This is a genomic window from Streptomyces sp. NBC_00448 (genome assembly GCF_036014115.1).
In the GTDB taxonomy this organism is placed as follows: Bacteria; Actinomycetota; Actinomycetes; order Streptomycetales; family Streptomycetaceae; genus Actinacidiphila.
The window spans coordinates 2,518,781-2,533,022 of record NZ_CP107913.1 but is presented as its reverse complement, the minus strand read 5'-3'; the positions used below and the strand labels follow the sequence as shown (position 1 = coordinate 2,533,022).

Below are 14,242 nucleotides of genomic sequence, written 5' to 3'. Positions count from 1 at the left end.
CTGCCGTTACTTGTTCGTGATTTCCCGCAGCAGGCCGGTGTGCACGTCGAAGACGAAGCCGCGCACGTCGCCGGTGTGGGCCAGGAACGGGGAGGTCCGCACCCGGGCCATGGACTGCCGCACGTCCTGGTCGATGTCGGTGAACGCCTCGACCGCCCAGGTGGGCCGCTGGCCGACCTCGTGCTCCAGTTCGGTGCGGAAGTCCTCGGTGATGGTCTGCATGCCGCAGTTGGTGTGGTGGATGAGTACGACGGAGCGTGTACCCAGCGCGCGCTGGCTGATGGCAAGGGACCGGATGGTGTCGTCGGTGACCACACCGCCGGCGTTGCGGATGGTGTGGCAGTCGCCCAACTCCAGGCCGAGCGCCTTGTGGAGGTCGAGGCGGGCGTCCATGCAGGCCACGACCGCCACCCTCAGGACGGGGGCGGCGCCCATGCCGGGGTCGGTGAACTGTTCGGCGTAGCGCTGGTTGGCGGTGACCAGCCGGTCGGTCACGGAAGCGTCGGCGCCCGGGTCTTCGGGGGCGGGGGGATTCGCGGGAGCGCTGGCATGTATCGACATGTCTATGACGGTATCCGAGCCTGCCAGGACCGCATCGGCGCGCCCTCCCACGCCGGGCTGCGTGCCGGGGAGTGTGCCCGGGCGTACGGAGGGGCGCACAAGGCGTACGGAGGGGCGCGCCCGGGCGCGGCCGCCGTTGACGGTGGGGCATGGTGGAGTAAAGTGGCGCGAAGTGGTGCCGTCTGCGGGAGGTGTGCCGTGTTCCTGGGATTCCTCGGGACGTACACCCCGCGGCTGGACGACAAGAACCGGCTGGTGCTGCCGTCCCGGTTCCGCGAGCAGCTCACCGACGGACTGGTGATCACCCGTGGGCAGGAGCGCTGCCTGTACGTATGGCCGGTCGAGGGCTTCCGGGCCGCCACCGAGCAGCTGTCCACCGCGCCGCTCACCTCCAAGACCGCCCGTGACTACCTGCGGGTGCTGTTCGCCGGTGCGCATGACGAAGTGCCCGACAAGCAGGGCCGGGTGACGGTCCCGCAGCCGCTGCGGGACTACGCGGGCCTGGTCCGGGAATGCGCGGTGATCGGCGCGAACACCCGGGTGGAGATCTGGTCGGCGGAGGCGTGGGAGCGGTATCTGGCAGACCAGGAAGACACCTTTTCGGCCCTGTCACAGGAGGTTCCGACCGGATTACTGTGAGCGCGGCCCCACCCCGACGAGGGACGTGCACCACTTCGTCCCACCCCGGTGCGGACGCGCGGCCCGGCCTCCTCCCGCTCCCCGGCTCCGCTGGCACCACTTCCCCGGTGCCAGGGGAACGTTTCTCCCGAGCGGGCGGGGACCAGGTTCCGCGTCCACCGAGCCGCTGCCGGCCGTAGCGTGTCCGTCGTGCTTGTCTGGCAGGCGACGTTCCTTCGCCGGACCGCCGACCCGACCCGTACGACCCCGTACGACCGTCCCCACCGTTCGACGCCGTTCCCGACCGTGCGACGCCGTCCCTACCGTTCGATAAGGGCCACATGAGCAACCCGTCCCCGTCCCCGCGGCACATCCCGGTGATGCTGCGGCGCTGCCTCGACCTGCTGGCCCCCGCGCTCGCGCTGCCCGGTGCCGTCGTGGTCGACGCCACGCTGGGGCTCGGCGGGCACAGCGAGGCGCTGCTGACCACCTTCCCCGCCTGCCGGTTGATCGCGGTGGACCGCGACCCGGCCGCGCTGAAGCTCGCCGGGGAGCGGCTGGCGCCGTTCGGGGAGCGCGCCACCCTCGTGCACGCGGTGTACGACGAACTGCCCGACGTGCTGGAACGGCTGAGGGTGCCGCGGGTGCAGGGCGTGCTCTTCGACCTCGGGGTGTCCTCGATGCAGCTGGACGAGGCCGACCGCGGCTTCGCCTACTCCCAGGACGCGCCGCTGGACATGCGGATGGACCAGTCCACCGGGATCAGCGCCGCGGAGGTGCTGAACACCTATCCGCCCGGCGAACTGGTGCGCATCCTGCGGGCTTACGGCGAGGAGAAGTTCGCCCGCAAGATCGTGGACGCGGTGGTGCGCGAGCGCGAGCGGGAGCCCTTCAGCGGCAGCGCGCGGCTGGTCGACGTGATCCGGCAGGCGCTGCCGCAGGCCGCCAAGCGGACCGGCGGGAACCCGGCGAAGCGCACCTTCCAGGCGCTGCGGATCGAGGTCAACGGCGAGCTGTCGGTGCTGGAGCGGGCCGTTCCCGCGGCGGTGGCCGCGCTGGCGGTGGGCGGCCGGATCGCCGTGCTGTCGTACCACTCGCTGGAGGACCGGCTGGTCAAGCAGGTCCTCGCGGCCGGTGCCGCGCACTCCGCGCCGCCGGGCCTGCCGGTGGTGCCCGAGCAGTACCAGCCCCGGTTGAAGCTGCTCACCCGCGGCGCCGAACTGCCGGGCGAGGACGAGATCGCCGAGAACCGCCGGGCCGCGCCGGCCCGGCTGCGCGGTGCGGAGCGCATCCGGGAGGACGTGCGATGAGCGGCGGCGCGGGACGCGACGGGCGACGCACCGGCCGCGGCACCGTACGTGACGCGGTGCGCGGCAGCGCCCTGGGCGCGCGGCTGGGCGCCGGGCGGTCCGCAACCGCGCGGCGCACCCCGTTCGTCGTTCTGGTCGTGACGCTGCTCGCCGGGGGACTCATCTCGCTGCTGATGCTCAACGCGGCCCTGAACCGGGACTCGTTCAAGCTCGACAAGCTCCAGGACCAGACGACCCACTACACCGACCAGCAGCAGCAGCTCCAGCAGGAGGTCGACGGCTACTCGGCGCCGGACTCGCTGGAGCAGCGGGCCCGCGAGCTGGGCATGGTGCCCGGCGGCGACCCGGCCTTCCTCGACCCGAACGGCAAGGTGCAGGGCTCGCCTTCGCCCGCGACCGCCCCGCCGGCGCCCCCGCCGACGACGACCGCGCAGCCGCCCACGACGACGCCGGCCACCCCGTCCACCGGGTCCACCTCGTCCGCCACGAATCCGGTGGGGACGGCCGCGAACCCGGCGGGGACGGCGGACCCGGGCGAGGCCGGCGCCCCGACGGGCACCGCGCCGGTGAACGGCACCTCGCCGCGCACCACGCAGTCGATCACCTCCTCGTCGACCACTTCCACCAGCGGCCCGACTTCGACGACGTCCACCACGTCCTCGACCTCCACGACGACCCCGACCCCCGGCAGGTGAGCGCGTGACCCCTCGCGACGACGCAGACCGCCCGCGCGGCGGCGGCCCCCGGCGGCCGTCCTCCTCCGGCGGTGCCGGCGGTGCGAGCCGGGAGGGGGGCAGGGACGCCGGCGCGGCACGCGACGCCCGGTACGGCGGGGGCCGGGACGGCTCGGCGCCGCGCCCGCAGGCCCGCCGCACCGCCCGCCCCACCGCGCCCCGCCCCGACGCCGACCCCGCGGACGGCGGCCGGCCCCGCGCCCCCCGCGTACCGCGTCCCGGCGGCTCGGGCGCCCCCGGCCCCCGTCGCGCCCGCCCGCCGCGCCCCGCCGGCCGTTCGCCCCGCCTGCGGCCCCCGCAGCCGGGCGGCCCCCGGGCGGTGCGCCTCGGCGCCGTCCGCCCGCGGCTGCGGCTGGTCGGCGTGGTGCTGACGCTGGTGATGTCGGTGTTCGTGGTGCGGCTGCTCCAGGTGCAGGCGGTCGACGCGTCCGCGTACGCCGCGAAGGCGGCCGTCAACCGCTGGGTCACCCACGAGGTCACCGCCGACCGCGGCACCATCACCGACCGCTCCGGCGTGGACCTGGCGACCACCGTGGACGCCTACGACATCACTGCGGACCCGTACCTGTTCACGCCCGCGCAGGCGAAGGTGAACGACGCGCCGCAGCAGGCCGCGCAACTGCTCGCGCCGATCGTCGGCGGCGACGCCACGAAGATCGCCCAGCAGCTCGCCACCCCGAACTCCCGCTACCAGATCATCGCCCAGCAGCAGTCCCCGCAGGCGTGGAACCAGATCCAGGACCTGAAGTCCACCCTCGCCGCCAAGGGCCCGAACGCCAACGTGCTCGCCGGGATCTTCCACGTACCGCACTCCAAGCGGGTCTACCCGGCCGGCGACCTGGCCGCGGGCGTCGTCGGCTTCGTCAACGGCCAGGGGCAGGGCGCAGGCGGCCTGGAGTCCATGCTCGACAAGGAACTCGCCGGGAAGAACGGCAAGATCCGCTACGCGCAGTCCGACGGCCGCCAGGTGCCCACCGCCGGCAGCCAGGAGCAGCCCGCCGTGCCCGGCACCGACGTGCAGCTCACCCTCGACCGCGACATCCAGTGGGCCGCCCAGAGCGCCATCACCAAGCAGGTGCAGAAGTCCAAGGCGGACCGCGGCTACGTCATCGTGCAGGACCCCCGCACCGGCCAGGTGCTCGCGATGGCCGACGCCCCCGGCTTCAATCCCAACGACCTGACGCACGCCGACCCCGCGTCGCTCGGCAACGCGGCGATGCAGGACGCCTACGAGCCCGGCAGCGTCAGCAAGCTGATGTCGATGTCCGCGATCATCGACACCGGCGCGGCCACCCCCACCACCCGCGTCACCGTGCCCGGCACCCTGCCGCGCGCCGACCGGATCTTCCACGACGACGTCGACCACGGCACCTGGTACCTCACCCTCAACGGGGTGCTCGCCAAGTCCAGCAACATCGGCACCATCGAGGCCAGCGGCCAGCTCGGCAAGACCCAGCCGCAGGCCAACCAGGTGCTCTACGACTACCTGCGGAAGTTCGGCATCGGCCGGCCCACCGGCATCGGCTTCCCCGGCGAGACCCCCGGCATCCTCGCCAAGCCCCAGAACTGGAACGCCTCGCAGCAGTACACCATCCCGTTCGGCCAGGGCCTGTCGGTCAACGCGCTCCAGGCCACCTCGGTCTACTCCACGATCGCCAACGGCGGGGTACGCGTCGAGCCCAGCCTGATCCGCGGCACCACCGGCCCCGACGGCCGGTTCGTGCCCGCCGCCGCCCCGAAGAAGACCCGTGTGGTGTCCGCGCAGACCGCCAGGACCGTCTCGCAGATGCTGGAGTCGGTGGTCGGCAGCGAGCAGGGCACCGGCATCAACGCCCGGATCGACGGCTACCGGGTCGCCGGCAAGACCGGTACGGCCAACCGGGTGGACCCGCTGACCGGCCGCTACAAGGGCTACACCTCCTCCTTCCTCGGCTTCGCGCCGGCCGACAAACCGCGCGTGACGATCTCCTGCGTGATCCAGAACCCCACGAAGGGCAGCTACTTCGGCGGCGACATCTGCGGCCCGGTCTTCAAGCAGGTCATGCAGTTCGCGCTCAAGTCCCTGGGCGTGCCGCCGTCCGGCGCCCCCGCCCCGAAGCTGCCGGTCACCTGGAACCCGTCCGACCCGGCCACCAACGACAAGAAAGTCGGGTGATCACCATCGGCGGCCGACCCACCCCGCCCGCGCCTCCCGTGCCCGGCGGCACCACCAGGCACGACAGCGGTCGTTTTGGCCCGGACCCCGGCTCGCCGGGTAACCTCGCCGCCGTGCCCACAGCTGATCAACCCACCCTCAGACAGCCGGGTGCACCGCGCCCGGCGCACGTGCGCCCCACACCGCTGGCCGACCTCGCCCGCCGCCTCGGCCCGTCCGCGGCCGCGCCGGCGGACGACGGCCCGCAGGTCACCGGCATCACCCACGACTCCCGCGCGGTCCGCCCCGGCGACCTGTACGCGGCCCTGCCCGGCGCCCACGTGCATGGCGCCGACTTCGCCGCGCAGGCCGCCGAGGCCGGCGCGGTGGCCGTACTGACCGATCCCGACGGCACCGAACGCGCGGCCGCGACCGGACTGCCGGTGCTCACCGCGGCCGACCCGCGCGCCGAGATGGGCGAGCTCGCCGCCGTCGTCTACGGCCGCCCCGGCGAGGGCATGCTGCGGATCGGCATCACCGGGACCTCCGGCAAGACCACCACCTCCTACCTCGCCGAGGGGGGCCTGCGGGCCGGCCACGCGGCCGGCCGCACCGGGCTGATCGGCACCGTCGAGACCCGGATCGGCGACGAGCGGATCAAGAGCGAGCGCACCACCCCCGAGGCCACCGACCTCCAGGCGCTCTTCGCGGTGATGGGCGAACGCGGCGTGGACGCGGCGGTCATGGAGGTCTCCAGCCACGCCCTGATCCTCGGCCGGGTCGACGGCACCGTCTTCGACGTCGCGGTCTTCACCAACCTCAGCCCGGAGCACATGGAGTTCCACTCCGGCATGGAGGACTACTTCCAGGCCAAGGCGCGGCTGTTCACCCCGCAGCGCAGCCGCCTGGGCGTGGTCAACCTCGACGACGAGTACGGCCGCCGGCTCGTCGCGGAGGCCGGCGTGCCGCTGGTGACGTTCTCCGCGCAGGGCAGCCTCGACGCCGACTGGCGGGCCGAGGACGTCCAGGCCGGCCTGATGGACAGCCGCTTCACCGCGATCGGCCCCAAGGGCGAGCGGGTACAGGCGGTGGCGCCGCTGCCCGGCCCGTTCAACGTCGCCAACACCCTTGCCGCGCTGGCCGCCCTGGCCGCCGCCGGCCTTGACCCGCAGACCGCCGCCGACGGCATCGCCGCCGTGCCCGGCGTCCCGGGCCGGCTGGAGCGGGTCGACGCCGGACAGCCCTATCTCGCGGTCGTGGACTACGCCCACAAGACCGACGCCGTCGAGTCGGTGCTGCGCGCGTTGCGCACCACCACCGATGGCCGTATCCACGCCGTGCTCGGCTGCGGCGGCGACCGGGACGCCACCAAGCGCGCTCCCATGGGCGCGGCCGTCGCCCGGCTCGCCGACACCGCCGTGCTCACGTCCGACAACCCCCGCTCGGAGGACCCGCTGCAGATCCTCAGCGCGATGCTCGCCGGCGCGGCGCAAGTGCCGGCCGCACAGCGCGGACACGTCATCGTCGAACCCGACCGGGCCGCCGCGGTGGCCGCCGCCGTCGCGCTCGCGCGGCCCGGCGACATCGTGCTGGTGGCCGGCAAGGGACATGAGCAGGGCCAGGACATCGCCGGAGAGGTGCGCCCCTTCGACGACCGAGCGGTGCTGCGCGCCGCGATCGATAAGGACCGACAAGAACAGTGATCCCTCTCACCCTCGCCGAGGTCGCACGTGCGGTCGGCGGGAGCACGCACGACATACCGGACAGTGCGGTACGCGTCACGGGTCCGGTGGTCAAGGACTCCCGCGAGGTGGTCCCCGGCGCCCTGTTCGTCGCGTTCGCCGGAGAGCGCTCGGACGGCCACGACTTCGCCGCCGGGGCGGTCGCCGACGGGGCGGTGGCGGTGCTCGCGTCCCGGCCGGTCGGCGTGCCCGCCATCGTGGTGGACGACGTCCAGGCCACGCTCGGCGCGCTCGCCCGGCACGTCATCGAGCAGTTGGGCGCGACCGTGGTGGCGCTCACCGGCTCGGCCGGCAAGACCAGCACCAAGGACCTGCTCGCGCAGCTCCTGGAGCGCCTGGCACCGACGGTGTGGACGCCCGGCTCCTTCAACAACGAGATCGGGCTGCCGCTGACCGCGCTCAGCGCCGACGAGGGCACCCGGCACCTGGTGCTGGAGATGGGCGCCCGCGGCATCGGCCACATCGCCTACCTGACCGGGCTCACCCCGCCCCGGATCGGCCTGGTGCTCAACGTGGGCAGCGCGCACATCGGCGAGTTCGGCGGCCGCGAGCAGATCGCGCAGGCCAAGGGCGAACTCGTGGAGGCGCTGCCGGCCGAGGCCGAGGGCGGCGTCGCCGTGCTCAACGCCGACGATCCGCTGGTGAGTGCCATGCGCACCCGAACCAAGGCGAAAGTGGTGACCTTCGGCGAAGCCCCCGAAGCGGACGTACGCGCCGAGAACGTGACGCTGGGCGCCGACGGCCGGCCCCACTTCACGCTGCGCACACCCTCCGGGTGCGCCGAAGTGACCTTGCGCCTGTACGGTGAGCATCACGTGTCGAACGCGCTCGCCGCGGCCGCCGTCGCCCGTGAACTCGGCATGCCTGTCGAGGAGATCGCCACCGCGCTCTCCGCGGCCGGCACGCTCTCGCGCTGGCGGATGGAGGTCACCGAGCTGCCCGACGGCGTGACGGTCATCAATGACGCCTACAACGCGAACCCGGAATCCATGAGGGCAGCCCTGCGGACACTCGCGGCGATGGGCAGCTCCGCACAGGCTCGGGGGGGCCGTACGTGGGCGGTGCTGGGCAAGATGGCCGAACTCGGTGAGCAGTCGCTCGCGGAGCACGACGCGGTGGGGCGGCTGGCCGTCCGACTCAACGTCAGCAAGCTCGTGGCCGTCGGCGGCACGGAAGCCGCATGGCTGCAAATGGGCGCCTACAACGAGGGTTCGTGGGGTGAGGAGTCGGTGCACGTGTCCGACGCGGAGGCGGCGGTCGACCTGGTACGCGCAGGGGCGCGGCCGGGAGATGTCGTGCTGGTCAAGGCATCGAGGTCGGTCGGACTTGAGTCCGTCGCCCTCGCGCTGATCGAGGCCGGCGGCGGCGCCGACGGCCCGGGAGCGGCCCGCGAGGGTGCCACCCGATGAAGCAGATCCTCGTCTCCGGCGTCCTGGGACTGTTCCTGTCGCTGTTCGGCACCCCCCTGCTGATCCGCCTGCTGGCCCGCAAGGGCTACGGGCAGATGATCCGGGACGACGGCCCGAAGACCCACCACAGCAAGCGCGGCACGCCCACCATGGGCGGTATCGCGTTCATCCTGGCCACGGTGATCGCGTATGTGGTCACCAAGCTGGCCACCGGTGACAAGCCCACCGTCTCCGGTGTGCTGGTGCTGTTCCTGACCGTCGGCATGGGCCTGGTCGGCTTCCTCGACGACTACATCAAGATCGTCAAGCAGCGCAGCCTGGGCCTGCGGGCCAAGGCGAAGATGGCCGGCCAGCTCATCGTCGGCATCGGCTTCGCGGTGCTCGCGCTGAACTTCCACGACTCGCGCGGCCAGACCCCGGCGTCCACGAAGCTCTCCTTCACCTCGGACTTCGGCTGGTCGATCGGCCCGGTCATCTTCGTGATCTGGGCGCTGTTCATGATCCTGGCGATGTCCAACGGCGTGAATCTCACCGACGGCCTCGACGGCCTGGCCACCGGCGCGTCCGTGATGGTCTTCGCCGCCTACACCGTCATCGGCGTGTGGCAGCACGGCGAGTGGTGCGGTGCCCCGGTCAGTGCCAACGGCGCGTGTTACGAGGTGCGCGACCCGCTCGACCTGGCCGTGGTGGCCGCCGCGCTGATGGGCGCCTGCTTCGGCTTCCTGTGGTGGAACACCTCGCCGGCGAAGATCTTCATGGGCGACACCGGCTCGCTCGCCCTCGGCGGGGCGCTGGCCGGTCTGGCGATCTGCTCGCGCACCGAGTTGCTGATGGCCATCCTGGGCGGCCTGTTCGTCCTGATCACCATGTCCGTGGTCATCCAGGTCGGGTCCTTCCGCCTCACCGGCAAGCGGGTCTTCCGCATGGCGCCCCTGCAGCACCACTTCGAACTCAAGGGCTGGAGCGAGGTCCTGATCGTGGTCCGGTTCTGGATCATCCAGGGCATGTGCATGGCCGTCGGCCTCGGCCTGTTCTACGCGGCCTGGGTGGCGGCGTCGTGACGGGCACTCAGCCCGGCGCCGGCGGCCCGGCCGGGTCCGAGCAGAGCCCGGCCAGGACCGAGGACGGCCCGGCCCGGTTCGACGACCCGGCCGACTTCAAGGACGCCCGGGTCACCGTCGCCGGGCTCGGTGTCTCCGGGGTGCCCGCGGCGAAGGCGCTGCACCACCTCGGCGCCCGCGTCACCGTGGTCAACGGCCCGGCCGGCGACAAGCAGCACGCCGAAGCGGCCGAACTGGAGGCGCTCGGCATCGCCGTACGCCTCGGCGACGCCGACACCCTCCCCGACGGCACCAACCTGGTCGTCACCACCCCCGGCTGGAAGCCGTCCAGTCCGCTGTTCGCGGCGGCCGGGGCCGCGGGCGTGCAGGTGTGGGGCGACGTCGAACTCGCCTGGCGGCTGCGCGGACCCGGCGCGGCACCGTGGCTGGCCATCACCGGCACCAACGGCAAGACCACCGCCACCCGCATGCTCGCCGCGATCCTCACCGCGGCGGGCCTGCGCACCGCGGCCGTCGGCAACATCGGCGTCTCGCTCTTCGACGTCATCCTCGGCGACCAGGAGGGCGGTCCTTACGACGTCCTCGCCGTCGAACTGTCCAGCTACCAGCTCCACTGGGCGCCGAGCATCCGCCCGCACTCCGCGGCAGTGCTCAACCTCGCGCCCGACCACCTCGACTGGCACGGCTCGATGGCCGCGTACGCCGCGGACAAGGGCCGGATCTACACGGGCAACCAGGTCGCCTGCGTGTACAACACCGCCGACCCGGAGACCGAGCGGCTGGTGCGCGAGGCCGACGTCGAGGAGGGCTGCCGGGCGATCGGCTTCACCCTCCAGGCGCCCACGCCCTCGCAGTTCGGCGTGGTCGACGGCATCCTGGTGGACCGCGCGTTCGTCGAGGACCGGCAGCATCAGGCGCAGGAACTCGCCGAGGTCGCGGACGTCCGCCCGCCCGCGCCGCACAACATCGCCAACGCGCTGGCCGCAGCCGCGCTCGCCCGCGCCTACGGGGTCCGGCCGGATGCCGTCCGCGAAGGGTTGCGGGCCTTCCGGCCCGACGCCCACCGCATCGCCGAGGTCGCCGTCGTCGACGGCGTCACCTACGTCGACGACTCCAAGGCCACCAACACGCACGCCGCCGAGGCGTCGCTGACGTCGTACCCGTCGGTGGTGTGGCTGGCGGGCGGTCTCGCCAAGGGCGCGGAGTTCGACGCGCTGGCCGCGGCGGCCGCCTCCCGGCTGCGGGCGGCGGTCCTGTTCGGCGCCGACCGGGCGGTGATCCGCGAAGCGCTCGCGCGACACGCCCCGCAGGTACCCGTGGTGGAGCTGGAACGGACCGACACTGGGGCGATGTCCGCCGCCGTCGGCACGGCCCGCGACCTCGCCCAGCCGGGCGACACGGTCCTGCTCGCCCCGGCCTGCGCGTCGATGGACATGTTCACCAACTACAACCAGCGCGGTGACGTGTTCGCCGAGGCGGTACGCGCCCTCGCCGCCCGTGGCGGCGGACCGGAGGAGGCCGGCCCGGCCGACCACGGCCGCTGACCCGCGGTCCCGGCTCGGGACGGCGGCCGGCCGTACCCGCGCACCGAGGAGGGGACGCATGCCGCGAGACCGCTTCACCGCCCACGGCGGCGAGGACCGTCCGCCCCCGTCCGGCCGCCGCCAGGCCGACGGCGCGTCCCCGCGTACCCCCGGCCCGGACCGGCTCCCGCCGGCCGGACGCAGCGGCGGCGCGCCGAAGGGCACGCCCGGCGCCCGTGGCACCGATCCGCTGCCGCCGTCCGGTCGTACCGCCTCCGGTGGCGGCCGCGCGGGCGGAGCACGGTCGCCGGGCGAGCGCCCGGCGCCGGATCGCGGCCGGCCGAACGGTGCTGACGGGGCGTCCGGGAACGGCCGCCGGGCCGACGAGGGACGCCGCACCGACCGGGGCCGGCTGTCCGGTGCCGGCGGGATCTCCGACGGCCCCCGGCCTTCCGGCGAGCGCCGGGCCGACCGGGCACCGAGCGCACCGCGCGCGGGCCAGGGCGCCGAGGGCGCGCCCGCGGGTTCCGGGCGGCGGATGCCGTCCCCCGCGGGTCGCGTGCGGCGGGCCGCCGGCGACGGCCCGGCCCCGCGCGGCAACGCTGCCACCGCGGACCAGGGCGGCTCCCGGGCCGCCGCCGCGGAGCGCGCCGCCGTGCGCCGCGCGGCGACGTCCTCGCCGGAGCGCCCGCGCGGCGGCCACGTACCGGCCGCCCGCCCGCCCCGGTTCACGGCCGGCGGCAACCGGCCGCGCGGCAGCGCGCGGCGCGGCGCCGCACGGCTGCCGAAGCAGGTGCGCGACGCGTGGGACCGCCCGCTCACCGCGTACTACGTGATCCTCGGCGCCGGGCTGCTGATCACCGTGCTCGGCCTGGTGATGGTCTACTCCGCGTCGATGATCCAGGCGCTGCGCTACGGCCTGCCGTCGACGTACTACTTCCGCAAGCAGCTGATGGCCGTGGCGATCGGCTCGGTGCTGCTGTACGCGGCGGCGCGGATGCCGATCCGGCTGCATCGGGCGCTGGCCTACCCGCTGCTGCTCGGCGCGGTCTTCCTGATGTGCCTGGTCCAGGTGCCGGGGATAGGGCAGACGGTCAACGGCAACACCAACTGGCTGTCCATCGGCGGCCCGTTCCAGCTCCAGCCCAGCGAGTTCGGCAAGCTCGCCCTGGTGATGTGGGGCGCCGACCTGCTGGCCCGCAAGAACGAGAAGAAGCTGCTCACCCAGTGGAAGCACCTGCTGGTGCCGCTGGTGCCGGTCGCCGTGCTGCTGCTCGGCCTGATCATGCTCGGCGGCGACATGGGCACCACCATGGTGCTCACCGCGGTCCTGTTCGGCCTGCTGTGGCTGGCCGGCGCCCCCACCCGGCTGTTCACCGGTGTGCTGGCCGCGGCCGGCGTGCTGGCCGCGCTCTTCGTGCTGACCAGCCCCAACCGGATGGGCCGGCTGCACTGCATCGCCGCGACCTCACCCGGCGCCAACGACCAGTGCTGGCAGGCCGTGCACGGCATCTACGCCCTCGCGTCCGGCGGCTGGTTCGGCACCGGCCTGGGCGCGAGCGTGGAGAAATGGGGCGAACTTCCCGAGCCGCACACCGACTTCATCTTCGCCGTGACCGGCGAGGAACTGGGCCTGGCGGGCACGCTGTCCGTACTCGCCCTCTTCGCGGCACTAGGCTACGCGGGTATCCGCGTGGCCGGTCGCACGGAGGACCCCTTCGTCAGGTTCGCAGCGGGTGGCGTGACCACCTGGATCACGGTCCAATCCGTGATCAACGTCGGTGCGGTGCTCGGCCTGCTGCCGATCGCCGGTGTCCCGCTCCCGCTGTTCTCCTACGGAGGCTCGGCCCTCCTGCCGACCATGTACGCCGTGGGGCTGCTGATCTCCTTCGCCAGAAGCGAGCCGGCGGCGCGGGCGGCCCTGGCCATGCGGGAGCACAACTCCCTGACCGGGGCGATGAAAAGGACGATGCGACGGCGTACCGGAAGGCGGCCGTCGGGAGAGCGGTGAATGACGGTGCATGTCGTACTCGCCGGTGGGGGGACCGCCGGCCACATCGAGCCGGCGCTCGCGCTCGCCGATGCCCTGCGCAGGCAGGACCCGACCGTGGGAATCACCGCACTGGGCACCGAGCGCGGCCTGGAGACCAGGCTCGTGCCCGAGCGGGGCTACGAACTCGCCCTCATCCCCGCGGTCCCGCTGCCGCGCCGGCCCACCCCCGAACTGATCACCGTCCCCGGTCGGCTGCGCGGCACCATCAAGGCCGCCGAGCAGATCCTGGAGCGCACCAAGGCCGACTGCCTGGTCGGCTTCGGCGGCTATGTCGCCCTGCCCGGCTACCTCGCCGCCAAGCGCCTCGGCGTGCCGATCGTCGTCCACGAGGCCAACGCCCGGCCGGGCCTGGCCAACAAGATCGGCTCCCGCTACGCGCACACCGTGGCCGTCTCCACCCCTGACAGCAAGCTGCGCGACTCGCACTACATCGGCATCCCGCTGCGCCGCTCCATCGCCACCCTCGACCGCGCCGCCGCCCGCCCCGAGGCCCGGCACGCGTTCGGCCTCGACCAGAACCTGCCGACGCTGCTGGTCTCCGGCGGCTCCCAGGGCGCCCGGCGGCTCAACGAGGTGGTGACCACGGTCGCCCCGCGGCTCCAGCAGTCCGGGGTGCAGATCCTGCACGCGGTCGGCCCGAAGAACGAACTGCCGCAGTCCGACAACATGCCCGGCATGCCGCCGTACCGTCCGGTGCCCTACCTCGACCGGATGGATCTCGCCTACGCCGCCGCCGACATGATGCTGTGCCGGGCCGGCGCGATGACCGTCGCCGAACTCTCCGCGGTGGGGCTGCCCGCGGCGTACGTGCCGCTGCCGATCGGCAACGGCGAGCAGCGGCTCAACGCGCAGCCGGTGGTCAAGGCGGGCGGCGGCGTGCTCGTGGACGACGCGGAGCTGACGCCGGACTGGGTGCTGGGGAACGTCCTTCCCGTCCTCACCGACCCGCACCGGCTGTACGACATGTCCCGCGCCGCCGCGGAGTTCGGCCGCCGCGACGCGGACGAGCTGCTGATGCGAATGGTCTACGAGGCGATCGCCGCCCGGCGGTAACGGGGACTCTCGCGGCGGGTTGCCGTACCCGCGGGCGAACCCGT

The 14,242-nt window shown here is 73.6% G+C and carries 11 protein-coding genes; 10 read left to right on the top strand and 1 reads right to left on the bottom strand.

Annotated elements, in window-relative coordinates; genetic code table 11:
* Positions 1 to 6 precede the first annotated feature (6 nt).
* On the bottom strand, positions 7 to 561 hold the full coding sequence (locus tag OG370_RS10750) for a beta-class carbonic anhydrase (RefSeq protein ID WP_328462981.1): 555 nt from the start codon (positions 559 to 561) through the stop codon (positions 7 to 9).
* A 198-nt stretch (positions 562 to 759) separates the two neighbouring features.
* Between OG370_RS10750 and mraZ the strand changes: the two genes are divergently transcribed.
* The 10 genes from mraZ to murG all read left to right on the top strand — a co-directional run bounded on the left by mraZ (position 760) and on the right by murG (position 14,198).
* Positions 760 to 1,200 carry a division/cell wall cluster transcriptional repressor MraZ gene (gene mraZ / locus OG370_RS10745; RefSeq protein WP_328462979.1) on the top strand — a complete coding sequence of 147 codons (441 nt, stop codon included), beginning with the start codon at positions 760 to 762 and terminating at the stop codon, positions 1,198 to 1,200.
* 320 nt (positions 1,201 to 1,520) lie between these two features.
* Entirely contained in the window at positions 1,521 to 2,489 is a 969-nt protein-coding gene (gene rsmH, locus OG370_RS10740; RefSeq protein WP_328462977.1) for a 16S rRNA (cytosine(1402)-N(4))-methyltransferase RsmH, read from the top strand.
* A complete protein-coding gene (locus OG370_RS10735) occupies positions 2,486 to 3,184 on the top strand; it encodes a hypothetical protein (protein WP_328462975.1) in 699 nt (232 codons plus the stop codon). The genes rsmH and OG370_RS10735 overlap by 4 nt, the downstream gene beginning before the upstream one ends.
* Before the next feature lie 4 nt (positions 3,185 to 3,188).
* Entirely contained in the window at positions 3,189 to 5,378 is a 2,190-nt protein-coding gene (locus OG370_RS10730; RefSeq protein WP_328462973.1) for a peptidoglycan D,D-transpeptidase FtsI family protein, read from the top strand.
* A gap of 38 nt (positions 5,379 to 5,416) precedes the next feature.
* The gene (locus OG370_RS10725; RefSeq protein WP_328473974.1) at positions 5,417 to 7,060 is read left to right on the top strand and encodes a UDP-N-acetylmuramoyl-L-alanyl-D-glutamate--2,6-diaminopimelate ligase; all 1,644 of its coding nucleotides are present in this window, start codon (positions 5,417 to 5,419) and stop codon (positions 7,058 to 7,060) included.
* Positions 7,057 to 8,508 carry a UDP-N-acetylmuramoyl-tripeptide--D-alanyl-D-alanine ligase gene (locus OG370_RS10720; protein WP_328462971.1) on the top strand — a complete coding sequence of 484 codons (1,452 nt, stop codon included), beginning with the start codon at positions 7,057 to 7,059 and terminating at the stop codon, positions 8,506 to 8,508. The genes OG370_RS10725 and OG370_RS10720 overlap by 4 nt, the downstream gene beginning before the upstream one ends.
* The gene (mraY, locus tag OG370_RS10715; protein ID WP_328462969.1) at positions 8,505 to 9,569 is read left to right on the top strand and encodes a phospho-N-acetylmuramoyl-pentapeptide-transferase; all 1,065 of its coding nucleotides are present in this window, start codon (positions 8,505 to 8,507) and stop codon (positions 9,567 to 9,569) included. The genes OG370_RS10720 and mraY overlap by 4 nt, the downstream gene beginning before the upstream one ends.
* Before the next feature lie 140 nt (positions 9,570 to 9,709).
* Positions 9,710 to 11,113 (top strand): UDP-N-acetylmuramoyl-L-alanine--D-glutamate ligase, encoded by a 1,404-nt coding sequence (gene murD, locus OG370_RS10710; protein WP_443060858.1) that lies wholly within the window; start codon positions 9,710 to 9,712, stop codon positions 11,111 to 11,113.
* 517 nt (positions 11,114 to 11,630) lie between these two features.
* Positions 11,631 to 13,103, top strand: coding sequence for a putative lipid II flippase FtsW (gene ftsW / locus OG370_RS10705; protein WP_328473972.1), 1,473 nt, complete (start codon positions 11,631 to 11,633; stop codon positions 13,101 to 13,103).
* Positions 13,104 to 13,109: 6 nt separating this feature from the next.
* On the top strand, positions 13,110 to 14,198 hold the full coding sequence (gene murG / locus OG370_RS10700) for an undecaprenyldiphospho-muramoylpentapeptide beta-N-acetylglucosaminyltransferase (protein WP_328473970.1): 1,089 nt from the start codon (positions 13,110 to 13,112) through the stop codon (positions 14,196 to 14,198).
* The last annotated feature ends 44 nt before the right edge of the window (positions 14,199 to 14,242 follow it).

Coding starts and splice junctions, on each gene's coding strand:
- OG370_RS10735 (WP_328462975.1), top strand. CDS start 2,486: ATGAGCGGCGGCGCGGGACGCGACGGGCGACGCACCGGCCGCGGCACC.
- rsmH (WP_328462977.1), top strand. CDS start 1,521: ATGAGCAACCCGTCCCCGTCCCCGCGGCACATCCCGGTGATGCTGCGG.
- mraY (WP_328462969.1), top strand. CDS start 8,505: ATGAAGCAGATCCTCGTCTCCGGCGTCCTGGGACTGTTCCTGTCGCTG.
- ftsW (WP_328473972.1), top strand. CDS start 11,631: ATGCCGTCCCCCGCGGGTCGCGTGCGGCGGGCCGCCGGCGACGGCCCG.
- OG370_RS10750 (WP_328462981.1), bottom strand. CDS start 561: ATGTCGATACATGCCAGCGCTCCCGCGAATCCCCCCGCCCCCGAAGAC.